General features: G+C 58.3%; 20 protein-coding genes. 12 read left to right on the top strand and 8 right to left on the bottom strand.

Annotation, left to right across the window (positions count from 1 at the left end):
- Positions 1 to 3: 3 nt before the first annotated feature.
- Positions 4 to 1296, bottom strand: a complete 1293-nt coding sequence (locus FO013_RS12780) for a flavin-containing monooxygenase (protein WP_143922963.1) — start codon at positions 1294 to 1296, stop codon at positions 4 to 6.
- Between the two features lie 241 nt (positions 1297 to 1537).
- Positions 1538 to 2470 (bottom strand): LysR substrate-binding domain-containing protein, encoded by a 933-nt coding sequence (locus FO013_RS12775; RefSeq protein ID WP_143922962.1) that lies wholly within the window; start codon positions 2468 to 2470, stop codon positions 1538 to 1540.
- 174 nt (positions 2471 to 2644) lie between these two features.
- Between FO013_RS12775 and FO013_RS12770 the strand changes: the two genes are divergently transcribed.
- From FO013_RS12770 to FO013_RS12750, 5 genes are all read left to right on the top strand, one after another.
- Complete coding sequence (locus FO013_RS12770; RefSeq protein ID WP_244223240.1) at positions 2645 to 3103, top strand: RidA family protein; 459 nt, start codon at positions 2645 to 2647, stop codon at positions 3101 to 3103.
- Positions 3100 to 3783 carry a DUF1028 domain-containing protein gene (locus FO013_RS12765; protein ID WP_186293095.1) on the top strand — a complete coding sequence of 228 codons (684 nt, stop codon included), beginning with the start codon at positions 3100 to 3102 and terminating at the stop codon, positions 3781 to 3783. The genes FO013_RS12770 and FO013_RS12765 overlap by 4 nt, the downstream gene beginning before the upstream one ends.
- On the top strand, positions 3780 to 4973 hold the full coding sequence (locus tag FO013_RS12760) for a M20 family metallopeptidase (RefSeq protein ID WP_143922959.1): 1194 nt from the start codon (positions 3780 to 3782) through the stop codon (positions 4971 to 4973). The genes FO013_RS12765 and FO013_RS12760 overlap by 4 nt, the downstream gene beginning before the upstream one ends.
- A 102-nt stretch (positions 4974 to 5075) precedes the next feature.
- On the top strand, positions 5076 to 6425 hold the full coding sequence (locus FO013_RS12755; RefSeq protein WP_143922957.1) for an MFS transporter: 1350 nt from the start codon (positions 5076 to 5078) through the stop codon (positions 6423 to 6425).
- Positions 6426 to 6461: 36 nt separating this feature from the next.
- Positions 6462 to 7973, top strand: a complete 1512-nt coding sequence (locus FO013_RS12750) for an aldehyde dehydrogenase family protein (protein WP_143922955.1) — start codon at positions 6462 to 6464, stop codon at positions 7971 to 7973.
- A gap of 488 nt (positions 7974 to 8461) precedes the next feature.
- Here FO013_RS12750 and FO013_RS12745 read toward each other — a convergent pair whose 3' ends face one another.
- On the bottom strand, positions 8462 to 8992 hold the full coding sequence (locus FO013_RS12745) for a hypothetical protein (protein ID WP_143922953.1): 531 nt from the start codon (positions 8990 to 8992) through the stop codon (positions 8462 to 8464).
- Positions 8993 to 10126: 1134 nt separating this feature from the next.
- Here FO013_RS12745 and FO013_RS12740 point away from each other — a divergent pair.
- The 5 genes from FO013_RS12740 (at position 10127) to FO013_RS23260 (ending at position 16069) form a co-directional block, all read left to right on the top strand.
- Positions 10127 to 11008, top strand: a complete 882-nt coding sequence (locus FO013_RS12740; protein WP_143922951.1) for a helix-turn-helix transcriptional regulator — start codon at positions 10127 to 10129, stop codon at positions 11006 to 11008.
- Positions 11009 to 11463: 455 nt separating this feature from the next.
- On the top strand, positions 11464 to 14073 hold the full coding sequence (locus tag FO013_RS12735; RefSeq protein ID WP_143922950.1) for an LPXTG cell wall anchor domain-containing protein: 2610 nt from the start codon (positions 11464 to 11466) through the stop codon (positions 14071 to 14073).
- 203 nt (positions 14074 to 14276) lie between these two features.
- Entirely contained in the window at positions 14277 to 14840 is a 564-nt protein-coding gene (locus FO013_RS12730) for a hypothetical protein (protein WP_143922948.1), read from the top strand.
- Positions 14837 to 15562, top strand: coding sequence for a hypothetical protein (locus tag FO013_RS12725; RefSeq protein WP_143922946.1), 726 nt, complete (start codon positions 14837 to 14839; stop codon positions 15560 to 15562). Before FO013_RS12730 ends, FO013_RS12725 begins: the two co-directional genes overlap by 4 nt.
- An 18-nt stretch (positions 15563 to 15580) precedes the next feature.
- On the top strand, positions 15581 to 16069 hold the full coding sequence (locus FO013_RS23260) for a MarR family winged helix-turn-helix transcriptional regulator (protein WP_143922944.1): 489 nt from the start codon (positions 15581 to 15583) through the stop codon (positions 16067 to 16069).
- Positions 16070 to 19460: 3391 nt separating this feature from the next.
- On the opposite strand, the gene FO013_RS12710 is transcribed toward FO013_RS23260, so the two are convergent.
- Positions 19461 to 20330 carry an alpha/beta hydrolase gene (locus FO013_RS12710; RefSeq protein ID WP_143922943.1) on the bottom strand — a complete coding sequence of 290 codons (870 nt, stop codon included), beginning with the start codon at positions 20328 to 20330 and terminating at the stop codon, positions 19461 to 19463.
- On the bottom strand, positions 20330 to 21553 hold the full coding sequence (locus FO013_RS12705; RefSeq protein WP_143922941.1) for a metal-dependent hydrolase family protein: 1224 nt from the start codon (positions 21551 to 21553) through the stop codon (positions 20330 to 20332). The genes FO013_RS12710 and FO013_RS12705 overlap by 1 nt, the downstream gene beginning before the upstream one ends.
- A gap of 130 nt (positions 21554 to 21683) precedes the next feature.
- On the opposite strand from FO013_RS12705, the gene FO013_RS12700 reads away from it, so the two are divergent.
- On the top strand, positions 21684 to 22205 hold the full coding sequence (locus tag FO013_RS12700) for a TetR/AcrR family transcriptional regulator (RefSeq protein WP_222103619.1): 522 nt from the start codon (positions 21684 to 21686) through the stop codon (positions 22203 to 22205).
- Positions 22206 to 22296: 91 nt separating this feature from the next.
- Here the strand turns inward: FO013_RS12700 and solA are convergent, their stop codons facing one another.
- On the bottom strand, positions 22297 to 23484 hold the full coding sequence (gene solA / locus FO013_RS12695; protein ID WP_143922938.1) for an N-methyl-L-tryptophan oxidase: 1188 nt from the start codon (positions 23482 to 23484) through the stop codon (positions 22297 to 22299).
- Positions 23485 to 23614: 130 nt separating this feature from the next.
- On the opposite strand from solA, the gene FO013_RS12690 reads away from it, so the two are divergent.
- Entirely contained in the window at positions 23615 to 24814 is a 1200-nt protein-coding gene (locus FO013_RS12690) for a PucR family transcriptional regulator (RefSeq protein WP_143922937.1), read from the top strand.
- Between the two features lie 54 nt (positions 24815 to 24868).
- Here FO013_RS12690 and FO013_RS12685 read toward each other — a convergent pair whose 3' ends face one another.
- Positions 24869 to 25630, bottom strand: coding sequence for an MFS transporter (locus FO013_RS12685; protein WP_260848152.1), 762 nt, complete (start codon positions 25628 to 25630; stop codon positions 24869 to 24871).
- Between the two features lie 23 nt (positions 25631 to 25653).
- Entirely contained in the window at positions 25654 to 26247 is a 594-nt protein-coding gene (locus FO013_RS12680) for an MFS transporter (protein ID WP_143922933.1), read from the bottom strand.
- Between the last annotated feature and the right edge of the window lie 42 nt (positions 26248 to 26289).

The raw sequence follows: 26289 nt of genomic DNA, 5'->3' as shown, positions 1-26289 counted from the left end.
TCATTACGATACTGCGCGGTCGAGGAGGGCGTTATGATCCGGCTCATAGTCGCGGTACTTCCGCTGGATCTCGATCTGATCGGCGAGGTATTTCGCGTCGTGCCACACCCCCCAGATGAAGCTCGAACCGCGACGCGACAGCCACGGCAGACCGAGGAAGTACATGCCGGGAACAGGTGTGACTCCGCGCTGCTGGACCGGGTAGCCTCGCTCGTCGAGGACACCGTCGACCTGCAGCCAGGAGTAGTCGACACCGAATCCGGTCGCCCAGATCACGGTGGTCACGCCCGCGTCAGCAAGGTCGAGTTCGAGGATCGGGTTCGTCACACTGTCGGGATCAGGGCCGAGCACATGTGCTTCAGGCTCGGGTGGCAGGTCGAGGCCGTTGCGTTCGATGTAGTCGTCGGCCTCACGCAGCAATGAGAGATAGTTGTCATCGCCGCGGGCGATGTTCCTGCCCAGGTCGGAGCCGATCTGCAGTGTGCCGTGGAGATAAGAGTTCGCGCGTCCCAGCAGGGTGATGCCCGAGGCCGCGAGGTCACGGAAGTCGACAGTGTGGCCACCTTCTGCACCGGAGACGGCGATGGTGACGTGGTCAGCCCCGACAGGTGGTGCTGCCAGGTCCCATTTGCCCAGGGCCCCGAGCCACCAGCAGAAGTCGCGGTTGCGATAGGCCCGCGGTGGGCGATCGTGTGGGCCCACGGCCAGATAGACCTTCTTGCCGGACTTCTGAATCTCCGCGGCGATCTGGACCCCCGATGATCCAGCGCCGACGACGAGCACGGCCCCCTCGTCCAGCTGTGCGGGGTTCTTGTACGAGTTCGAATGGATCTGGGTGATCCCGGAACTCTCAGGGATGATCGCCGGGATGGTCGGAGTCTGGAAAGGGCCTGTCGCGGCGACGACGAAGTCGGCCTCGATGGTGCCCTGATCGGTATCGACGAGGTAGCCGCGGGCCTTCTCGCGTTCGGTCACTGTGGTCACGGTGATTCCGGTGCGCACAGGGAGGTTCTTGCGTTCCACCAGTGTGCGGAAGTATTCGGCGACCTGGTCTTTGGTCGCGAATCCATCGGGATCCACGTCGGCAAACTCCTGGGTGGGGAACCGGTCGTGCCAGGCAGGGCCATTCGCGACGAGGGAGTCCCAGCGCCTCGACTGCCAGGCCTCGGCGATCCGGTTCTTCTCCAGGACGATGTGGGCAACTCCCCTGGACTGCAGATGCTCGCTCATCGCGATTCCGGCTTGGCCCGCGCCGATGATGACAACTTCGGTGGTCTCGGTCTCTTTGCCCGACATGGGACACTCCTGTTCTCGAAAACCGCACCTGACCTGCAGATACGGCACTTGCGTCTTTGCTCGTGAGCCGACGTTTCTCGTCGCTCTCTCGGGATCCAGCAAACCGCAGGTGAGAGTGTCAATGCCAATAGTTGTTGACGGTCAATTGCATCTACTGAATAGATGCAGCCGACTTTGGTCAATCATTTCCGGGTATCTCAAAGCACAGCAGAAAGCACCGAACTCAGCCGAATCGATTAGATCAGACGGAACCCTCGTCTGAGGCCGCCTCGGCGAAGATCTCGCGCATCATCGCCGTCACGGCCCTCGCCTTCGCTGTTCCTGCCGCCTGCGACAATGCCGAGACGACGAGGCGAAGGCTCGGCGCAGGGTCGGCGATTTCGAGGATCGCAGTCTTCGCACCGGTGTAGGTCTGTTCGATGTCGGGGCGCTGGTTGAGAATCGAGAACCCCAGCCCCATCGCGACCATCGAGCGCACGGTCTCGTAGTTCGAGGACTTGTATTTGACCTTGGGAGTGATGCCGGCCGAACGCAGCATGGTGAGGAAGTACTCGCGGCTGTCGGGCAGGTCGAGGAGGACGAGGGGGTCCTCGGCGAGCGTGGACAGCTTGACTCTCTTCTTCCCGGCCAGCCGGTGGTTCGTGTCGACGATGACGTGCGGTCGCACCTCGCCGACCCGCTGGGCCTGGATGCCTTCGGCGTCGGTGAGGTCGTAGTTGATCGCGATCTCCGCCCGCCCACTGCGCAGCGCGGCCATGCACTCCTCGTGGTCACCCTCGACAACCTCGATCGACAGCTCGGGGTGGCGTTCGTTGAGCCGCCCGATGAGCTGGGGCAGGATGAACGGGGCCAGGGTCTTGAAGCAAGCGAGGACGATCGTGCCGCGGACCTCGTTCTGCCCGGCTTGGATCGATTCGACCGCATCGGTGATGAGCCCGAAGATCTGGCGGGTCTCGTGCAGCAGCCCTTCACCGGCGGGAGTGAGGACGAGGCCCTTGGAGTGCTGGCGCACGAAGAGCGGGGCACCGAGTGCCTTCTCCAGTTGATTGATCGCCGTGGACACCGCCGATTGGGCGATGTGGAGCTCCTGGCTGGCCGTCGTCATGTTCAGTGTCTTCGCGCATTCTGCGAAGTACGAGAGTTGGGTGAGCGTGATCGAGAACCTGTGGACCATGGCGACCTCTTCGTCAGTGAAGTTATTCTTCAGATTTGGAATCTGTTTTTCAGATGGAGTCTCTAGATAATAACTATTTCACAGATACTCCGATGTTTCCGAGAATGGAACCACACACCGAACGGCTCCACAACCCGTTCGACATGTTCCGATCAGCTCGAAGAGGAGACCGCAGTGGCCGAACCCACGCACACACGTCTGAGAATGTTCAACACCAAAGAGACCTACCCCGAACAGAATCTCGACAACGATCTGTGCCAGGCCGTCGTCGCCGGTGGTGTCGTCTATCTCCGCGGGCAGATCGGCCAGGACCTGGAGACTCGCGAGTCCGTGGGCATCGGTGACGTCACCGCGCAGGCAGAGAAGGCAATGTCCAACATCGCCATGCTCCTCGAAGAGGCGGGCAGTCGGCTCGAGGACATCGTCAAGGTCACCATCTACATCATCGATCCCCGCTACCGCGAGGATGTCTACCGCACCGTGGGCAAATGGCTCAAGGGCGTCTACCCCGTCTCGACGGGCATCGTCGTCCAGGCCCTGGCCCGACCCGAATGGCTCGTCGAAATCGACGCCACCGCCGTCATCAGCGAACCCAGCACCGCGACCACCGCCCCCGCCGAGGTGGCCAAGTGACCTTCTCCCTCCTCCTCCACGATCCCGACACCGGTGAGTTCGGTGCCGCGATCGCCTCGTCCTCCCCTGCCGTGTCCGCCCGGTGTCTCAACCTGGCCGACGGAATCGGCGGAGTGAACTCGCAGAACGTTACGGACCCTCGCCTCGGCGGGCGGATCCTCGACGAGATGGCAACCGGGAAGCCGGCGCAGCTTGCCCTGGATTCCATCGTCGACCAAGTCGAGTCCGAGATCATCGCCTACCGCCAGATCCTCGTCATCGACGGCGGCGGCAACACCGCTGCCCATTCCGGCGCCGAGGCGCTCGGGATCTTCGGTGTCCGCACCGAGCAGAATGCCGTGGCCGGTGGAAACATGCTCAAGTCGCTCGACGTCCTCGATGCCTTCATCGAGACCGCCCTGGAATCGAAGGGGCGAATCGAACGTCGCCTCTTCGCAGCCTTCCAGGCCGCCTTCGACGCGGGCGGAGAAGCCGGTCCCGTGCATTCGGCCGGGCTCGCCGTCGTCAGCGACGCCGGGTGGAGGGTGACTGATCTGCGCGTGGACTGGGCCGAGGAGGATCCCATCGGAGAGCTTGGTGAACTTCTCGACATCTGGATGCCCCAACGCGAGGACTACATCACCCGCGGTCTCAATCCCGTGGCTTCACCGTCCTACGGTGTCCCCGGAGACGAGCGATGAGCCAGCCCACCGACGTCGAACAGTCCACGACGCAGGGCGCCGCTTCAGTGACGACTGCAGATCAGTCCGTGAAGGATCAGATCGCGGCCCGTCTCGCCGAGGTGGGCCCGGTACTCATCGGTCTGTCCGATTCGCTCCACGACGACCCCGAACTCGGTTGGCAGGAATTTCGGTCCTCCGCCTCGGTGGCCGGCGTCTTGGCCGCTCACGGATTCACCGTCGAACATCCCTACCTCGGACTCGAGACCGCCTTTCGTGCAACATTCGGCACCAGCGACTTCACCATCGGATTCCTCGCCGAATACGACGCTCTGCCAGGACTCGGTCATGCCTGCGGGCACAATCTCATCTCCGCTATGAGCGTGGGAGGGGCCATCGGCCTTGCCACAGTCGCCGATGAACTCGGCATCACGGTCGAGGTCATCGGCACACCGGCCGAAGAAGGCGGCGGTGGGAAGATCGAACTCCTCGAACGCGGCGCGTTCACTGAGCTCGACTTCGCCCTCATGGCTCACCCCGCACCCGTCGATGTCGCCGAAGCCGAGCCCTTCGCCGTGACGCACTGGCATGTCGAATACACCGGCCGAGCTGCTCACGCCGCCGCCTACCCGGAACGCGGCATCAACGCCAATGACGCATTCCTCGTCGCCCAGGTGGCCCTCGGTCTGCTGCGCCAACAGCTGCCGAAGACGGTCAGGGTTCACGGTGTGATGACCAACGGCGGTGAGGCACCGAACGCGATCCCGGCGAAGACGGAGGGTCGATGGTACGTCCGGGCCGAATCGACCGACGAACTGCTCGAAGTCGAGAAGCAGGTCATCAACTGCTTCGAAGCAGGAGCGCTGGCCACCGGAGCAAGCCTATCGATCACTCCGGAAAGCAAGCGATATGCCGAGATGCGCACCGATGAGGAAGCGCTGGAGTCCTACCGGAGCAATGCCATCGCCCTTGGACGCAGCTTCGACGTCGACCCGGTTGCGGCCACGATGAATCGCGCCTCGACGGATATGGGCAATGTGTCCCAGATCGTCAACGCCATTCACCCCTATATCGGGGTCGGCGGTGAGGCCAGCAACCACCAGGCCGCCTTCGCCGAATCCTGTGTCGGGGAAGAGGCCGAACGCACGCTCCTCGACGGCGCGACGGCTCTGGCGTGGACCGCAGCAGACGTCAGCGCCCGGCGTTCCTGAACCACCCACACCATCGGTCTCAGCCAGAGGCCACACGCACAGCAAGCAACACCACACCACAAGGTCCCCGGCGGACCTGAGGTTCCAAAGGAGGAACTCGATATGAGCGGTGCACACCCTACCGATGCGAATGATCTGGCCTATAAGAAGGGCCTGCAGAAAAGCGTCGCCGCCGGATCCATCGGCGTACTCGTCCACTGGTTCGACTGGGCCGTCTACGCCTATATGGCGACGACGATCGCAGTGATCTTCTTCCCTGAAGGCGACGAAACCGCAGGACTGCTCGCGACCTTCGCCGTATTCGCGGTCTCCTTTCTCGTTCGTCCGATCGGTGCGATCATCTTCGGTCGCCTCGGCGATAAGCTCGGACGCAAGGTCACCCTCTCGGTCGTCATCCTTGCCATGGCGGCTTCGACTCTCGTCCTCGGCATTCTGCCGACCTACGAGACGATTGGGATGCTCGCGCCGATCCTCCTCATCGTCACACGCATCGTGCAGGGCCTGGCTGCCGGCGGCGAGTTCGGCAGTGCGGCGGCGTTCCTCGGCGAGTTCTCGCCCAGGAAGCGCCGAGGCTTCGGCTGCAGCTGGCTGGAATTCGGTTCCCTGCTCGGATTCCTCCTCGCTTCTCTCGTCGTCTTTCTGCTCACCCAGGTGCTCAGCCCCGAACAGGTGCTGGCGGGCGGCTGGAGGATTCCCTTCCTCATCACCGTTCCACTGGGTCTCGTCGGCCTCTACATTCGCCGCAAGATCGAGGACACTCCAGAGTTCGAGGCGCTGCAGAAGATGGAGACCGTCTCCGAGTCACCGCTGCGCGAGGTCTTCAAGCGCAACCCGAAACAGTTCCTCCAGACGTGTGGCATGGAGATCTTCATGAACGTCACGTTCTATGTCGTCCTCGTCTACCTGCTCACCTACCAGGAGACCGAGCTGGGCTTCGATCCCGGCCGAGCGGCCCTGCTCTCGACCCTGGCCTCGGCACTCGGACTCATCATCGTTCCGCTGTCGGGCATCGCCTCCGACAAGTTCGGTCGCAAACCCGTGCTCATGACGGCCGCAGTCTCCCTGACAGTTCTCGCGATCCCGCTGTTCATGCTCATGCAGGTCCAGTCCGACCTGGCCGCGTTCGTCTCGACTTTCGGGCTGGCGTTCATCCTCGCCATCATCCTCGGCACTCACGCCGTGACCGTCGTCGAGCTCTTCCCGACGCGGACCAGGCAGACCGGGCTCTCGATCGCCTATGCACTCACGGCCGCTCTGTTCGCCGGCACCGCGCCCTACGCCCTGACCTGGCTCATCGAGAACACCGGCAGCATGCTCAGCCCAGGCTTCTTCTTGGCCGTCGTCGGCGTCGTCGGCATCATCACCGTGGTCTCGATTCCAGAGACCAAAGGCATCGACCTCCTCAAGGACGATGATCTCGATACCCCGGCAACCGCCTCGGCGAGCGCCTAGCCATCCATCCCACCACACACGACTGGAGACTCTCCCATGACTGACACCGTCTCAGCGCCCACCGGCATCGCCACAACCTGGCATGACAAGGCAGCGAAGCTGACCATCGACGGACGCCCCGTGATCAACGGCAAACGCGTCGACGCGCGCTCGAGCCACACCCAGGCGAAGACGAACCCTGCCAACGGTGAAACGATCTCGCAGCTCCACCTCGGCGGACAGGCCGATGTCGATGCTGCGGTGAGTGCGGCACGTGCGGCCTACGAATCCGGGGAGTGGTCACGAACCTCGGCGACGCATCGTCGCGAGGTGCTGCTGCGCCTGGCTGATCTCATCGAGGCTCGGGCCGACGAATTCGCTCTGCTCGACACTCTCGACATGGGCAAGCCGATCGGGGAATCTTCGACGATCGATGCCCCTGGTTCCGCCGCGCTCTACCGTTTCTACGGGGAGGCAATCGAGAAGACCACGGACGAAATCCCGGTCACGCCGGTAGGATCGACCGCTCTGGTGACCCGTGAGCCGCTCGGGGTCATCGGCATCATCGTGCCGTGGAACTACCCGCTGGAAATCGCGACGTGGAAGATCGCTCCAGCCCTGGCGGCAGGCAATGCGCTCGTCGTCAAACCCCCGGTCGAAGCCTCGCACTCAATCCTGCTGTTGGCCGAACTCGCTGCCGAGGCGGGAGTTCCGGCAGGCATCCTCAACGTCGTCCCCGGTCGCGGATCGGTCGTGGGCAGGGCGCTGGGCATGCACATGGACGTCGACATGCTCGGCTTCACCGGTTCCACCGAGGTGGCCATGCAGCTCCAGCAGTATGCCGGGACATCGAACATGAAACGTCTGGCCCTGGAGGCCGGTGGGAAGAGTTCGAACATCGTCTTCGCCGACTGCGACGACCTCGAAGCCGCAGCCCAGAAGTCGGCATTCGGTGCCTTCTACAACCAAGGCGAGGTGTGCTCGGCGAACTCCCGCATCTTCGTCGAACGACCCGTGTACGAGGAGTTCCTCGAACTTTTCAAAGCTGCGGCTGATGGCTTCCAGCCCGGCGATCCGCTGGGCCCTGAGACGGCGATCGGTTCACTGGTCTCTGAGAAGCATGCTGACCAGGTGTGGGAGTGTGTCGAGGAGGCTCGGATGGACGGCACCATCATCAAGGGCGGCAATCGCCCGGAGATCAACGGGTCCAAGGCGTTCATCGACCCTACGATCGTCACCGACCTGCCCGCCGACCACCGCCTCCACCAGCACGAGATCTTCGGTCCTGTCGCTCTCGTCACGCCTTTCGACACCGAGGACGAAGCGATCGAGAAGGCGAACGGAACGCCCTATGGGCTCGCGGCCTCACTGTGGACCGGCAGCATGGCCCGGGCCCATCGGGTCTCGTCCCGCCTCGTCGCGGGCACGGTCTCTGTGAACACCGTCGATGCCCTCGGTTTCACGACTCCCTTCGGCGGGTTCAAGCAGTCCGGATTTGGTCGGGATCTGTCGGTACATGCACTGGAGAACTACTCGGACTTCAAGACCACCTGGCTGCAGTGGGGGTGATTGCCCTTCACGCGAGTCTTATGTCTCGGGCTTGTGTGGTCTCAAATCAATCAGGCCGCGCCGGAATCTTCCGGCGCGGCCTGGATCTCCGTCTGAGGGTCTGCTCGAGCGAGAGCGTCAAGGAGTACGCAGATGCCGCCAACTCTGCACCTGTCCACAGCCTTCGGAATGGTCAGCGCGTATGANCAACCATCAGCACGCGTTTGACGACCGGCCGCTTGGCGGCCTCCGCCTTTTCCTTGTTCGTGTCAGCCCGCCTGCCGTGCGGGGATAGGCGATTCACCTTTTTCACGCCTTGGTCATGAGTCATTGGTCGCTTTCTGTCCCGGATGGGTTGAGTGCTCTAGATGCTGATGTTGGTGTTTGCAATGTCTGTAATGCGGGAGAAAGCAGCGCGTACACGGCTACTACCGCCCAGATGCCGGCCACGACGAGCCCTACGAGAACAAGATCATCCATCTCGATGAGCACAACTGCCACAGTAATACCTACAGGTGGTGCTGTGGCGTGGTTTGCGTTTTGAGTTCCAAAAACTCTCCTCGCGCCTCATTTGGCACCCGTTCAATCATAAGTACGCCGACGAGACCGCTGAACATACCCGCAGTGGCTCCTAGAGTGATATCACCTATGAACATGACTCCCCTCAGGGGTATGGCTCCGATGAGACCCCCTAACGCTGACCGAAAATGCCCGCCGCGCAACCACCACTGCCGGTTCCCAGGGTTTCCAATCACAGCATAAACTCCACCGCGCATGAGGGTGCGTTCAGCCAATGCTGCCAGCATGGATCCTGTTGTCTTTGTCTGCTTGTTGGCATTGAGATGTACGGGAACAGTGGGTACTTGTGGCGCTGGGAGCACGGCCCTGATGACTGTTGCCACGAGGGCGAGGCTCACGATTCCAAGAAACTCGTGGATACGCTCTTGCATCACGTCGCTAAGTTCTTCTAGAGCCTCGGAGACAGTGGCAGCGAGTTTTGTAACCCCCACGACCTCCTGCTTAGAGACCTTGGTCGTCACTGCTAACACCGAGAGGGAGGGGGAAATACCGGTAGCCTGCAGGACGCGTTCTCGAGGAACGCCAACTAATCTTGAACATCGCTGGAATCCAGATGAAACGAGCTAGTGTGCTCGGCCTCAACTTTGCAGTATTCGCCGTAAGACTCGAGTTCGGAATGGTCACTGCTTTGGCCTCGGAGCAGACGGTGATAAGCAGTGAGGATCTGATACATGATGATGCGCCATTACAGCCTATTTGTGTAGAAACGGTGCACTGCGAACACCACCGTTAACTTGGGCTCCACTGAGTCTGATGCAACGTGCTCGGTACCGATCGCGGCAAAGAGAGATCCAATTCTGGGATGTCGGTCAACTCTACACCGATCAACTCGCGACTGTCGATTGGTTCAGATGTTTCGAAGGCTCGGTGTAAAGAAATCTCTTTGAGATCGTTCGTGCGTCCGCGGTAGTCGTCGTCTGTTTCCTATACCCAGGTGTGGTGGGTGCCATGCCGACGTAGTTGTCGGTGAACAATTGTTCGAGAAGTCCTGGATCGTCGAACGTGTTGATCTCGAGACTCAGCACGGCGAAACTCGTGCGATGGCGCCCCTCTGTGCACGGTGGTTCGAGTGCTTCGAAGAAATGTTGCCGTTGAATGCAAATAGGGGTCGCGGGATATGTGGAAGCGGCGCCAATCGCTATGCGAGATTCATCACTTATTCGCAAAATGCTGGTGTGTCCGCGTTCAGGTGCCCAACCTGGCAATAGACCGCTGAGCATAAACCTATACCCATGTTCGCTCGCTAGTCGTAATCTCCTTTTCAGCGTACTTGCCAACCTCTGGAAAGGCCTCCGACCAGGTCGAAAACACTATGAACACGAGGGGACTGGGAAACACAAAGGGGACGATCCATCAATTACGATTCAACAATCTGGGTTACCAAATGGTGGCACTCCCATGCAGGTGTCGCCCCCGATCGTATAACTCCGCGCACAGCTGTACGGCTATTGATGCACGAAGAGGCTCTCCGAAGCTCCTTCGCGCAGTTCAGAGCGACACTGCTTCGGTATAATCGGATATCACATAAAGAGATGCGCAAGTCCTTCTCGACGTTGGCGTCCTGATCGACGAGTTCAGCGACGCTGGGAGGATAAGTGGATACTTCGCACAAGGGCGGATTGGATCGACATCGTGGCTATACGAGCGCCGAGGCAGGAGTTTCGGAGACGATCGCGTTTCTTGCTTCCATGGGCTGGCACCTGACATCGGACCCCGCTCTGCTCAGGTTCAAAGGTGACGCCGTGCTCAACGATGACTTCGTCGTCGCGCGCTACAGTCACGGGCCAGCAACCTTCAAATACACTCCCCCCAAGGATCTGCCCACAGGTAATCGGATAGTGCTTCACGCCTGCCTGGCGGGGATGCTGACACTGCAGGCAACGACTACCTCAGCCGACCTGAACCCGCTCGATGTCGCAATCGTCCAGCCAGAAGAAATCACCGGCGCCGAGTGCAGGTCAACAACGACATGCATGTTCGTTATATTCAGGTCCGCCGAAGCCCGCAAACACCAAGAAATGTTGACCGGGCAATCAAGCGAGGTCTATTTGCGCATCCTCAAAGCTGCGACTTTCGCCCTACTCCAAGACCCTCCTAAAGGCCTTCAACCCGGGTTCATACAAATCCAGCGTGGCCTAGAAGAACTCGCGAAGGCGACAGCAGTCAGAGCAGACTTACGCGCCGACACTGACTCGTTGAACGCAGTCTACCGGCGTGGGCTGGCTCTCATTGGGTCAATGGCTACAGATAACAACACCAGCGTTGAGTCCATCGCTCACGATCTCCACGTGTCACGCTCGTACCTTCTACGAGCGTTCAAAGCCAAAGGGACTACACCTTCCGCAACGTTGAGGAACGAGCGTTTAGGAAATGCAAGGCGCCTCCTCGAAGAAGGATCATCGACCAAAGAAGCCGCTGCACTTTCGGGGTTCGGGTCAGCCAGAAACCTCACAGGAGCGCTCCGGGCCGATACGTAGACACGCCTGCTTCGCACTGCGTCCAGTACCCCCCCCCAGGCGAACGTCCTGCGCAGTGGTGGGCGGCGAATGGCGTCAAGTCCCTAGTGCTCTCACCCCACCGCTATTCAAAGCAAGCTGGATGGCTACTGGGGACATGTCAAATGTTCGCTGAACACTTTTGGTCATTTAGATCACAGAAATGTAATGTATATTAATGCAGCAGTGCGCGAGACTATACGCACAATGGTCCATGTCTCGGGGATCAGCACAGCTCCGTGCATGAATAGAATTACAGTTGTATTTATGCTCACTATTCCTCTACTAAAATGATGACTACATTGATACTGTCGAGCTTGGAGTTTCTCGTGAATCTCCTGTACGAAATTTTCATGGCAGTTGGTCCTCCAGGTCGATTCGACAGGAGACTCACGAGGCTTCGTACTCGAAATCCCTACATGTAGAGGTAGAGAAATATGAAACCAAAGAAGGTTAAGGGGTTGCGCCGCATACTTGGCGCGGCAGGAGTCGGTGCCCTCGGCATCGCCCTGCTCGGTCCCGTAGCGCCCGCAGCCGCGGCCGACGTCGAAGATGGTTCGTTCTCTGGTGGAGTGCGCAACTACGGCGCATTCGCCGGCGTCGGACTCGTAAACAACCTGGCCAACGTTCGCGCCAACATCGCTGAGTCAGTCGTTGTCGCAGACTCGGGTGGACTCGCAGACTACACAGGAACAGGTACCGGCGAATACGCAGTCCCAGGCACTATCGCTGGCGATGAGACCGCTCGTGCATACTCCCGCGCTGCTCCAGTAGGAGCCGGAGCTGTCGGGCTCAACATTAACCTCGTCAATGCAGAGGCAAGCTCAACGACGGAGAGCCCGTCTGACGAAGACAGCAATGACTTCGGAAACCTCGACATCCCAATTCTCGGCACCCTTGAGGGATTGACGGGGGCAACAGCCACCGACTGGTCGGAAGGCACACTGGCCGGCGGCGGAAGCGTCGCTAGTGCCGAATCCACCACGGGCGACCTTGATCTGATCACTGGCTTCGGCGACGTGCTTCCGGTCCCGGTTCCTGGTATTGATGACCTCTTCCCAGTCGGTGAAGCAAACCTGGGATTGAGCACAAGCGACGTCAGCCTCACTAGTGAAGGTGCAGCATGCGACACCGGCCTCGGCGTTGAGAGCACCGCCACGTGGAGATTTGCTGACGTCAACCTCTTCGGCGGAGAAATCGGAGTCTCCTGGGGCGGCGAAACGGGCAGCGCACCTCAGGGTGAGATGATCGCACGCGCCAATGGTGTCACTGACGGAGCAGAAGTCGAGGTATCCACGCTACCCAGCATGGCGATCACGGTCGGCGACGCTGACTTTGTCATCGAACCCGGCGGGGCAATCGAACTCGACCAGATCTTCGAAGACGGCGGCCTGGGAGACCTGGCTGGACTCGTCTCGGGTGAACTCACTTACGGTGGGCCTACCAATATCGAAGAATCGGCTGACGGCACCCACGCTTCAGGCACCATGGGAGGCCTTCAGGCTGACCTGCAGCTGCTTTCGGTGCCCGTTGTAGCACCAGATGGACTCGGTAGCATGGAGCTCGGCTTCGAACGTGCCGATGTCTTCGCTGACATTTCTGCGGGTGGAATCAACTGCACCGACGATGATGACGATGCCGCAGCTGATGACACAGCAACCGCTGACGACTCAGCAACAGCTGACGACAACGGAACCGACACAGCAACCGCTGACGACTCAGCAACAGCTGACGACAACGGAACCGACACAGCAACCGCTGACGACTCAGCAACAGCTGACGACAACGGAACCGACACAGCAACCGCTGACGACTCAGCAACAGCTGACGACAACGGAACCGACACAGCAACCGCTGACGACTCAGCAACAGCTGACGACAACGGAACCGACACAGCAACCGCTGACGACTCAGCAACAGCTGACGACAACGGAACCGACACAGCAACCGCTGACGACTCAGCAACAGCTGACGACAACGGAACCGACACAGCAACCGCTGACGACTCAGCAACAGCTGACGACAACGGAACCGACACAGCAACCGCTGACGACTCAGCAACAGCTGACGACAACGGAACCGACACAGCAACCGCTGACGACTCAGCAACAGCTGACGACAACGGAACCGACACAGCAACCGCTGACGACTCAGCAACAGCTGACGACAACGGAACCGACACAGCAACCGCTGACGACTCAGCAACAGCTGACGACAACGGAACCGACACAGCAACCGCTGACGACTCAGCAACAGCTGACGACAACGGAACCGACACAGCAACCGCTGACGACTCAGCAACAGCTGACGACAACGGAACCGACACAGCAACCGCTGACGACTCAGCAACAGCTGACGACAACGGAACCGACACAGCAACCGCTGACGACTCAGCAACAGCTGACGACAACGGCAATGTGAATGCAGCAGCTTCGGCTTCTGCATCAGCCAATGCTGACGACGACGGCAACCCTGCCGCCGCAGCCGCAGCAGAAGCCGCAGCTGATAACGATGCCAACAACACCGCATCGGCAGCAGCTGACGAGAATGCCGAAGCAGCAGCCGAATCCGCAGGCACCGAGGACGCATCCTCGGAGACATCGGCAGATGCCACCTCGGATCCGAACGCCTCGGCACAGCAGGCAGCAAACGCTGCAGCCAATGCCGATAACTCGGATTCGACTAACGCTGATGCCTCGTCTGCAGCTGACGAGAATGCCGAAGCAGCAGCTTCTGCAGCAGCAACCGCAGATTCCTCAGCGGGGGCATCGTCAGAGGCTGGCTCTTCAGCATCGAGTAACGCTGATAACAACGGCGCCGACAACGAATCGGCAGAGGCCGACCACGATGGATCCGGCAGCCTCGGCGCCAACGCCGCTTCTGGAAGCGCAGCAAACGCTTCCGGTAGCAGTGACGGAGGCAACGCTGGCGGAGATCTGCCTCGTACCGGTTCAGATGCGACAGCACCGTTGCTCGGTGCTGGTGCAATCTTGCTGGCCGCTGGTGGAGCCGCAGTTTACTTCGCTCGCCGACGTGCTGCGCTGTAAACAGCATTAAAGCCCTGCTTCTCGCTGACGCTATGGTGTTTCTCCACACGCTGTAGTGCCGCGAACTAGTAGGAACCGTGGTGGGAGCCAGACTTGGAAGCTGGCTCCCACCACAAGCCTATTCACTCGTGGATCTTTTCAGAACCCGATTGAGTAGGCTTTCCTAGTCCCGTCCCTTCTCTCGTCAGCGAGGAACCATTCCAATGAAGCCTCCACACCCGATTCGGCTTGTCGCAGTCGTAGGTGTAACCTCAGCGCTGCTCCTCTCCGGATGCCAGAGCCACAAAGACCAAATCGCGGAAGAACCTCCTGCTTCAACCAGCCCTACTGAAAAAGTTCTCCAAAGTCCTACACCATCTGCTACCGCTACACCGACAGCTGGGTCTTATACAGACCCTTCGAAAGCTGACACTTACTGTGGAGCAATCGGCGGCTTGGTTGCTCTCAACGATGAAGCAAATGCTCAAGACGAGAAGACCATCATTGATGAGATGGGAACACGCCTTGACCTCTTAGTAACAGGGACTGCCCACATCAGTAAGCTAGCACCAGAAGGCGCAGCACAAGACTGGGAAGCGGTCAGTAACGACTATGGCAAAGCCGCTGACTTGTTTAAGAGTAGCGGCGGCCAGGTCTCGAACACTAATTTCCTTCTCCTACTGTCAGCCGCTACGAAAACTGCCGATAAGACTTACAAAGATCAGGCCGAACCGGTCGACGATGAGTGCGGGATAGATATCACCGAGCTTATCGCGGAGGAAAAATGAAGAAACTAGCAGCTCCAGCCGCTATCGTGGTCACTCTTACCCTGACTATGTCTGCCTGTTCAGGATCAGATAGCGCCGCCGATGCTCATGTAGACCAACTTGATGCCAATGCTGAAGCGGCGGCTATGGATAGGTTCTCAACCTTCAAAGACGATCTTTCCTCGATTACGAGCTACCATGCACAAGGTACATTGGAGGCCGAGGACGGAAATCAGTACACGGACTTTGTTTTCGACCGGAGTGCCGGTGCATTCGAGGGCACGGCTTCGATCGAGTCCGGATCAGTGGATATGACAATTGATCTGATCAGAGCCTCAAATCTTCTATGGATCAAGGGACCAGCAGAGTACTGGGAATCGTTCGGATATGACGCTACCCCTGCAATTGGCAAATATGTGGTATTCCAAGCTGCTCAAGGCGACCAGGTTGCCAAGACCTATGACTACGACAGGTTGGTCTCCACGGTTGAGACCATCAGTAATGGGCAGGTGACTGTCGAAGGTGAAGTCGATGAAGATGGTACCGATTTCATTCGCTACGCACTCGGTGAGAAAGAAAAATCTACTCTCCTCGATATCCCTGCCACCGGTGAAATGGGGACTGCGAAACTAGTCAGCACCACTGATGAAGTTGACGCGACTATCGTTATCGATGAGTTTGGTACCAACACGGATATATCTGCCCCCGCCCCTGTCGAAGTGACACAGCCGCAAGGCCAGTGACGGCGGTTCGGTGCGCAATTGACGAAATACCGGTGCCTTCTCACCGGTAAACACGTCCACTTCGTTTGTTTTAGTTGCCGCTTAGGGAACGAGCTCTTCAGCAAGCTGGAGGTACTGATACGCGATCGAACCTCCGACTACTCGAACGAGGCGCTTGCTCCTGCGCTACGCGAGTATGAAATCACCGCGACTGCTGCCCACCTGCTATGGGTGATCGATCCGAATGAACCGGCCCCGTCCATGCGTACGGCCGCCTGTCGCACGCACTGCACGCCCCAGAACGTCACATTTATGTGTCAACAGCTCGAGGCGCGGGGGCTAGTCGAACGCAGGACTTCGCCAATCGATCAACAACAACGAGTGATCGAGATCACTCCCCGCGGCCGTACCGCACGCGACATGATCGTTGCTCTCGTCTCTAACGATTCACCTCTGGCGCGGAGACAGGGTTCCGCGCTCGAAAGTATCGCCGAGATTCTGCGAGGACATCCCCACATGCCGAATTAGGACGCACTCGCAAATGACCCCACAACGGGGCTGCCTTACCGATCGCGCTGCCGAACAGCGCTTCTCACCTCGATGTCGGCTCTCGCGTTCCGATAGATCGTGATGGTCGCTAGCTGCAGTGGCGCCAACGGAAGACCGGGCACCTGGATTGTCCTGTACGAGATCGTCGAGGACGACTTAGGAAGACGCCCAAACATCTCAACGACACGGCTCTTGCTATGGGCCTGAGCGTCGCTAACCGGTATAAGCGGGCCCTGGTGCTCTGATGGGGATAGCGGCAACGGCCTGATTGCTGAGAGCGGGAACTTGCATGCGTTGCCCAGAACGCGTCCAGAGCCGAGGATTCATGACTGCGAAGCGGGCGGCTCGACACGATCGAACTCACCTGCGGTACCTGAATGCTGCTCAAATACGTCCGTTTCCGGCCAATGACTACAAGCGGCCGATCTATCCGAATTCAGGCGAGCTATCGAGGGCGACTTGGCGTGGAGGTCGGTGTCTTCGTCGCGGTCCATCATCTTCGACGGGCAGGTGTTCTGTCCGCAGCTGAAGAAGCCCAGTGCTTCAACACGCATCTGCCGAGTTCGTCGTTCTGTCACGATGGCAACTCTATCGGTGCGGTGACCTGGTATAAGACGCCTGTCTCGCTGGAGTTGCCTGAGAGGGTCGAAACGATGATGAGTAGCTTGTCCGCGCATGTGTCGAGCACGATGCCGTCTCCGCGGAGGATCTGTGGGAGCATATCTATAAAGATGACCTCCAAGTCGAGATCATTCCGCGGGAACGCAGGGAGCCAACGATGATGCCAGAAGGTCTTATCCTTGGGCCGACGAGTGCTGGATCGAGGCGACAATAAATTCGGACAGTTGTCAGGCAATGTCTAGGACTTCGGCCGCCACACAACGAACATGTACGTGAACCTCTTGGACCTGACGCTTCTGCTCACCCGACATAGCTGAAGGGCGCAAACGACACGACGTCTCACAACCTTAGGGATATGAGACGTCCCACCGGCACCACACAGTGCATTTTGCGCATCGATCCGGACCATATTTACTCCGAGCCTCTCAACACTGAGTTTTCAGCGCCGATGCACCGAGAAGTGTTTCGCTATTAAGCTCCCAGTCCTGAATGGTTGCAAAACCGCGTTCTTCGATCCGAAATGCACATAGATCGACCGCCTGTTGGCGCGACCCGTGTCAGCGATCCGGTCCACTCACGCGCCAGCCAACCCGTACTGGGCAAAGCTCTCTGGCGTCTCGTCACCAATGCCTGCCTGTTAGTGCTTTCGTCCTAACACTTAATCTCGAAATTCGGCAAGCGACTGCATTGCCTGATGATCCTGTGGACAACGGCGTTGACCGTCCGAATTTCACTTCTCCGTTGTACGCACCAAAAACACGAGAAACCATAGGGTGACGAGATCATTCAGTGTCGGGAGGCTACGGTCGAATACGAAACGTTAATTTGTGCATTAACCTCATTTACTGGCTGCCTAGCCTTTTGCCGTTAATGGTACGCAGGAAGTTGTTGGCCAGCAGGGTGCTCCAGTCGACGACGAGTGTGTCAAGTCGACCTTTCAGGAGCCCGATCGGCCCGCCGTTCTGCAAAATAGGACACCTCAAGAGCAATACAAGTAATGTGCTTCTGCCGCTAGTGGAAGGACGTCGAAGATCTATAGCTGATCCCAGCGACGTTCGATCACCGGTGAGAAGGGCCTATCGATCTGGTACTTTGCCTTGAACCCTTGCGTGCTTCTCACGCAACAGGATCACTGTTGTAACTATGATAGTTGTGAGACATACCCTAGACAGGAGGATTTTCCACCAACCGCAGTTATTACCTTCTGGGACTTAGCACTCTCAGAGGCAGTTGCGATATTTGTCGGAGTTTGACATGAGCCAGCAGCCCAACCCTAAACCAATACTGTGCACAGCGATCCGTCCCCCATGTACCTTCCGGGAACTGCCACAGCATTGCGCGCAGGACGATCACGCCAGGCACGGAAATATTCAAGCTGTTCTCGGTCTAGTGGGGACTGTAAGCCGAGCAATTGACGACTATCGAATTTGGTCCGAATCCCATACCGGGGGTGCCCTGGCCGAACGAGTAACCGACGAAGAAGCCATGGACTGGGTGTCCACATCCCTGGAAGACATCGCCGCTACCCTAGTGGGGCTCTCCCTTAACCGTGGGTGAACCGCGTAACCCGGTACCAATAATCCACGCACGAGCGGTAACTCCCCACCGGCAGCCCAATGTGGAGATTGCGACAAATATTCTCGCTCAGGTGCGCCACACAACCTAAGTGGCTCGGCGCCGCTAGATTAAACGATCTTAGGCGCGAGGATAAAAATGCAAGCCTGCCGCGAAGTGGTGCCAGAAAACAGTCCACACGGTGAAGCAAGCAACCACCGCTGCGAGGTCTAAAGAAGAGGGTCAACTTATCAGCGTACGTTAGTCGTTGGTTGACATTCGTCCAAGATCTTTTGGTTTAGCTCCGTACATCGCGAGTCTTGTATGCAAGTTCTGTGAAACAGAACAGTCACTAGACTCGTCGTTTTCGTTGAGAGGCCGAACGAGTTGGATGCGGGCACTGCCGCTTCCGTCTTGCAACTACGACTACAACAAGACCCTTCCTGCGGTCGGCAGTGTCCACGACCTTGCAGCGTCGGGCTCGGCACAATTTTGGGCCGACAACCAGGCACACTTCTGAGCAACTACCCAGCTGGCGCAGCCGTCCCGATCGCCGTTGCTGCATTGGGTTCAGCTCGTCGGATGAATGCCTGAGCGAGAACTGAGGGTCCGGTGACCTGGCCATCGGTATCAGATCGGTTGAGCGCAGCGGCGATAGCAACCCAGCACCAGGAGCCGGCTTTGGGACTGCAAAGCCGGTGGTCGCGAGATATTCAGCAAATACATCACCGACGAACGGACGGACTATCGCTTGCAGGATAGCCAGGGTGGAGCCTCCCCGTACAAGACCATGACATTACGAACTGAGGCCCCTTGTTCACCAAGCCGGTGCTTCCGAAACGCGGGTCCAACGGGGTGATTTGGTTAATCGTGGAGCCACATGCCGCGTGCATTTCGCCAAGGTGCTTGGAATAGCCAACGACACAGTGTCATTTCTTGGCTACTAAAGGCCCTGTGAGTATACGTTCTCTTGGAGACCACCAGTCGTGTGTTCTCAGGCCAGAGCGGTGATCTTTAAGTGTTGAGGCGTTGCACGACCAGTTTGAGCCTAAGGTGTCCTGGTTCAAAATCCCATTAGCCTGCTTCGTTTCGGACAGCTCGGCACGCAACTGGCAGTGATGGGCTTCAAGGTAAACCGACCCTGCCAGTTAACAGTCGGGGGCAGGGGTAAGCCGTCGCGTAGCCTCCGGCATAGTTAGCGCGTATGGCAAGATTTCAGATAGCTCAAGAAGGATGCTTGCAGCCCGGTCACATGTGTTTCTCGCAGGATTGCCCGTGACACGTCCTGGGACCAACCCTTGCTATGCAACCGCTCCAAGAGGTCGAGTACGCTACGCGCCAGTCCTCGGTAGATCGCAATGTCACCTAGAATTTCGTCTTCGTTCAAAGTGATGTGCAGCTTCTTGCCTGATGAGTCCTTGGTCCGTTGCTGAAGGTCCGAGACGAGGTCGAACACGCGGCTCTCCGGCGATATCACGCCGGGGCTGCCTGCGCCGAAAGTCGCGAATGTGGTGGAACCGCGTAGCCATGCATAAAGGGCAAAGAGGCCTCCATATGAGGAGCCGAAGAGTCCGTGCCCTGCCTGACTCACATTCAACCGCGACTGCAGGACAGGGTGAAGCTCATCAGTAATGAAGTCGAGGAAGACGTCCGCGTGTGTATCTGAGAGCAGTGAGAGATATGCGTCGACTTGTTCTTGTGTCATTGCGCCGGAGTCTCGGGCCGACGACAGGGTGGATACCATCTCGTCGCTGACGGGCTCGCCCGGAGGCACCAGATCACGATTGCGCAGTGTTGCCCAATCTGCTGCCTCATCGCCGGCATAGCCGATGCTGACCTGTATGTACGGTGCGATCGATAGGTAAGGATCCGCCTGCGCGACGTTGAGTGGCGCGGTGAGGCCTACCGACCAGTTGCCGTCGACCACATATATCAGCGGCAAGCGTTCCGTGGAATCTCCGTAGTTCAGCGGGGTGGTCACCCAGATTCCGTAGCTGTTGCCAGTCTTTGACGTGATCTCAAAATACTCCGTGTCGGGCAAGCTGCCGTGCAGTACTCCGCTCATCAGTTCTCCTTCTTCACTATTCGACCGGTTTTGATGACAATTGCGGCCATATCTGGATCGGCGAAATTGTTAGCATTCTGCAACGGGTCTTGTTGCCACACGACCAAGTCGGCCAACATCCCTTCACCGATCATTCCCACTGTTTCCTTGAGACCAAGAATCTCGGCGTTGATACTTGTCGCAGACACGAGTGCTTGCATGGGCGTCTGCAGTTCGGCGCGCAATCGCAGCTCCTCGCCTCGGCGCCCCTGGTTCGGGCCGATAAGGTCTGAGCCCAAGCCGACGCGAAGGCCCGCCTCGGTAGCGAGGGTGAGCGCCGATGCCATTCGTTCACGAACCCCAAAAATGCGTTCGCGAGCATCAGCTTCGAGTCCCATACCTTCTGTATCAGCGAGTTGCTCGATGACTGCGAATGTAGGAATCAATGCCACATCATGTTCGCGCATGAGCTCGGCCGTCGGCGCGTCGATGTCAGTCCCGTGTTCGACACAGCGCACGCCGGCAAGCACGGCATTGCGAATGCCTGCGTTATTGTGAGCGTGCACTGTGACATAAGTTCCTCGAGCTTGAGCTTCTTCCACCGCTACAGAGATCTCGTCAACAGAGAATTGAGTGTCATTGAGGTGATCGTTTCCGCCGACGACGCCTCCAGTGACACAGAGCTTGATAAAAGTCGCACCACGCCGAAATGACTCTCGAACATTGCGACGCAGTTCACCGGCGTCACCCGACATCAACGACAGCGCGCACAGGCCGGGCACGTGGTGCGCTGTCCACAGCTCCGTCGGTTCCCACGCGCTGCCGTAGTACCCGTGTCCGCCCGTCTGGCACTGGACCGGGCCACAGCTTAGTACGCGTGGTCCTCTAACCTTGCCCTTGTCGATGACGTCAACGACTCCGCCATCGATACCGCCAGTGTCGCGTACTGTGGTGAAACCTGCATCGAGAGCGTCGCCGGCCGACGAGAATATGTCCGCCGCAATCTCCGCCGCCGACATCTGGAATCCAAACTGAGCCTTGATCGGACTCGAAAGACCGAGGTGGACGTGCGCGTCGATAAGGCCCGGGGTGAGGAGCCTCCCGTTCAGATCCAGAGTCTTCGCTCCAGATGGAGCATGTCCCAGTTCGGAGATTTTTCCATTGGTGACACGCACGTCGACCGCGGAGGGAACTGTTCCCACACCATCGGCAACAATGCCGCCAATCAACCAGTAGTCGTTCATGATGTCCTCCTTGACTATCGAACGTTACTAAACAGTGGTGAATTCAATATGAGGTAACCTACTCAACGGTGGTGAGTCTGTCAAGGGAGGCATTGTGCGATCACCAGTGGGGCAAGGGCGAGAGCGATTGATGCAGGCACTTTTCGATGAGTTCGGTGGCAATGGTCCGGCATCGAATCTCTCCATGCGTCAGATCGCCGAGCGCATGGATGTGCATCACACTCTCCTGACCTATCACTTCGGATCACGGCCGGGCCTTTTGGCCGCTGTCTTGTCTGAGGCTCGTCGACGGGACAATCTCGTTTTCGCTACAACGAAGAATGACTTCGGCTTCACACGCTTATGTCGTAATCTGTGGAACTTCTACTCGGATGAGGCAGTGGAAGGGCGCAGCCGTGGCTTCTTTCACTTGGCTGGCCTAGCCGTATACGATCGCGAGGCATTTGACGAGTTCATCTCAGACATCGATGAACTGGCCAACCTACTGAACTCTGCAGCCCTTCGGGACGGTCGCTCGAAGACGGACGCTCAGCAGCAGAGCATCATCGCAATCGCCGGACTTCGAGGATTGCTCCTGCAAAAACTGTTGACCCCATCAGCTGACATCGACGTAGCAGCGGAGCGCTTCATCACCTCGCTGGATAGTCTCTGAGACGACGATCGGGACCAGCGGGCTAGCTACTCATTCCATCCACAGTGCGGGGACGCCGCGCACCGCTGCGAGGTTGCGCTGGGGCCTTCACCTAAGCTTCGGTAATGAGCCGGAACTTTGATGGGTAGGCTGGATCGACGATCGCGGGACGGGTCAGGCTGAACGCGTCTATGTCGTGTTCAATCTGCCGACCTGTCGTCAGATCGGCCAGAATCTGGCCGACTAAACTGGCGAATTTGCCAGCATGTCCTGCGCCATTGAACACAGCGATATGCGGATGACCAGGAACTGTGTCGAGGACGAAGTCGCGATCAGGGGGCATGTCGTAGACACAGGTCTTATTCATCAAGGGGGGTCCTGCTGCTTCAGGCAGATGTTCGCGTAAGAATGCGCTGAGAACTCGAGTTTCGTTCTCGCTGCCTTCGTATACCCGTTCCTCGGCGGTAATGAAGTTGCCTCGCATGTCTCGAGCGATTTTGATTGCAGCTTCCCCATAAACTGGGAAGCCGTAGTGGACCTCGTCGCCGTGGTAGATCCACACCGGGAACTTATCGGGGGTGTAGTCACTCAGATTCCGGGCAGTGAAGTAGCCGACCTCCTCTTGGGAGAGAGCCAAGTGGAAGTTGAGCCCGAGATCGGGCATGAGTTCACCTAGCCACGAGGCAGCCGCCACGACTAGATGGTCAGCATCGAATGCGCCGCGGTCAGTTCTCACAGTGACTCCACGGTCACGAATGTCTATCTGCGTTGCTTTGGTGCGAGCGAGGAAATCAACTCCGTTGCTCATCGCCAACGAGGTATGGGCGGATACTGATTTGCGGATATCGAGTATTCCCCCGGCCTCTTGGTACAAGCCGATTGTGTCCTCGGATAGATTCCACTGCGGGTAGCGTCCTCTGATCTGATCAATGTCGAGTTCCTCATAACTGATTCCCGCGGAATCCATTGCACGCTTGTAACCGTTGATCTCGGTGAAGCCTGGGCCGCTGCTGGCAGATAGATCGAGTCCACCTGTCTTCGTGTACAGGGTCAGTCCCGACCTCTCCTCTACCTGCTTCCACGCTTTGAACATTGCGGGAGTCAGTTTTGTGTAGTTCTCATGATGATATGCATGACGGATAATCCGGGAGTGGTCCCCAGACGAGCCGAAGGTATTGACCAGGTTGAACTGTTCGATGACTAGGATGCGTTCAGCTCCCTGTTCTGAGAGCCAATAGGCGGCAGCAGAGCCGATCGCTCCGGCCCCGATGACGATATGTGAGTACCCCTTGTGCACCATTGCCTCCTTGTATGAGTTCTAGTTCTGACATGCTTTCAGCCCTTCACTGAGCAGCCGATAGTATGATGTCGAAGTTTGAAGAGCTTCTTCCTACAGATGTTGCAGCCATGATGAGGTGGGGGCGTTGTTGATGTTCGAACCGATCCAGGAACTGATTGAGCAGACTGCGGCGAAGCTCCATCGGTCCATTGCTGTCGACGATCCGGAATTGGCGCTTCTTGGTTCGAGTACGCATTTTGAGGAAGTCGACGAGGCGAGGCTATCGTCCTTAGTCGGGCGGAAGATCACCGGGCCGCTGCGGGACTACATCATGGACCAAGGCGCAAAGAACTGGCGCCAGGTCACTTTCGTTTCGGCTCGCCCAGACATCGGAATTGAGCGCGACCGGCTCTGCTTTCCGCTTCGTTCACGTTATGAGCTCCTCGGATTCATGTGGATCATCGGCAAGGATCTTGACGAGGAATCACTTGCGATTGCCGCTGAGGCAGCCGAACGTATCGGCCAAGCGCTTGCCCGGCGCGCGCAGTCTCAAGCGGACTCCGAACGGGAGTCCGAATCGTTGATCTCCGACCTGCTCTCTGCACACGCACTCGAACGATTGCAAGCCGCACGGTTCATGCGAGAGCGCAAGATCATGGTCGGCTTCGAAGAATATGTCGTCCTTGCGGTCGCCATGAAGGTAGACCTGAGGTCCTCTCTAGGAGAACCACCCGAGGACATCGTGCGCAGAGCAGTGGCCGCTGCGAAGACAGGACGGTGGCAAGACGCATGTGCTTTCAGCCCTGGCGCATCGCAGTCGACGATTGTCCTGGGCTCACGTACCTCGACGAGTTATGAGGCTGTTCAATCGTTCGCACACAGAATCCACGAAGAAGTGCGGCGGCTCGACAAGAAGCTTGCAGCAGAGACCACTATCGGCATCGGCTCGGCCCAGCCTCATTTGGAGACGATTGCAGAGTCTCACGCTCAAGCGCTAGTCGCCGTAAAAGTTGGGAGGGCCTACCGTCGGAAGGTCACCTCGTGGTCCGACAACCCCACTGACGTAATGATCGGCGCCATGGTGGGCCACGGTTATGACGACTGGCTCATCCCTCGAGTGCTCCGCCGGCTACAGGTCTCTCAGTCGGAATCAACGTTGCAGTTGATCGAGACGTTCCTCGACCAGGCAGGCAATGCTATCCGCACCGCAGAGGAACTCAACATTCACCGCACCACCGTGTACTACCGGATAAACAGATTCCAAGAGACAACTGGACTCGACCTCGAGAATGGTTCAACGCGACTTGTCCTTCATCTCTGGTTGCGCAGCCGCCGGTTCATCGATTCTTGATCACAGAACCTCGAATCACCATCTGTGGTGATCACCGCGGCTTTCAGCAGCCGATTAGACGGCAGTGCTGATCGTTTGGCCAACCTTCGGCTCTCGATACCAGAACACCACAACGCCCAGTGCGATGACAGCGGTCACCGCGACGCATATAGGAAACGCGAGATGAGAGTTGGCGGTTTGAGTCAGCCAGGCCGCCATGTAGGGAGTGAACCCGCCCACGATTACAGTGAGATTGTAGGCCGCAGCACCAGCGGTGACGCGCACCTCTGTCGGAAAGAGTTCTGCCACGTTGATGATTGCCGGTGTGATGAAAACCGACAAAGGCACAACGAAGATCAGTGCGCCAAGCAGACCTAGTCCGAACGTGCCCGTTGCTCCCAGAAGGAAAGCTGGGATGACGACCACAGCCATGGTGGCGGCGTAGACGATCAGGATTCGTCTTCTGCCGAAACGGTCTGCCAATCCGCCGGTGATCAGAATACCCGCGATGATGACTAGGCCGGCGATCGTGTTGATGGCCAATGCTGTGCCTGTGTCCATGCCATTGATCAGTAGGAAAGCGAAGTACGCTGAGAAGCTTACATATACAGCGATTGAGTAGAAGCCACCGAACCCCAGGTAGAGCAGGATCGACTTGCGATTGTCTCGAAAAACGCGCCACAGGCTCTCCGCTTGCGGCACATGTGTGTTTGTCGCCTTCTGGTCCTGGAGCTTCTGAAAGTCTGGGGTCTCCGCCAGGTGTCGGCGAATATAGATCCCGATGAATCCGAGTGGAAGTGCCGTAGCAAAGACTATCCGCCACCCCCATGACTGCATTGCGCCGTCGGACAAAGCGAAGGTCAAAAGCGTCGCCAAAGCTGATCCGGAAANTCGGACAAAGCGAAGGTCAAAAGCGTCGCCAAAGCTGATCCGGAAACGGTCGCACAAAAGGAACTCACCCCAAGATAGCTGATCGTTCTTGCACGGCGATTGACTGGCGCATGCTCGTAGAGAAATGCAGCGGCTCCAGAGAATTCCCCGCCCGCCGCGATTCCTTGGGCAACGCGTACACAAATGAGAATAACCGGTGCCGCGAGCCCGATTGTCGAATAGGAAGGTATCAAGGCCATTGAGAAGGTCGCGATGGACATCAATGTAATCGTCACGAACAGAATTTGACGTCGTCCAAGGCGGTCGCCTAACCGTGCGAGAAGCACGCCACCGATTGGTCGGACGAGGAAGGCGACACCGAATGCCGCCCAAGTGTTCAGCATGGCTGCCGAAGGGTCGTCTGTAGGAAACATTGCCTGCGAGATGTATGCAGCTAGCACTCCATAGACGGCGAATTCATACCATTCCACAAAGTTTCCGACTGACGCTCCGAGAATGGTACGTCGAAGACTGGGTTGAGGCTGACGGACAGTTTCGGCGGTTCCGTTGTTAGGCAAGGTCATCGCTGGTCTCCTTTGACAGATCGAGTGATGCCATCATTCCGG

The sequence above is a fragment of the Brevibacterium aurantiacum genome (genome assembly GCF_007558825.1).
GTDB classification, from domain to species: Bacteria; Actinomycetota; Actinomycetes; order Actinomycetales; family Brevibacteriaceae; genus Brevibacterium; species Brevibacterium aurantiacum_A.
Note: the sequence above shows the minus strand (reverse complement) of the source record. Positions and strands in the feature narration are given on the sequence as shown.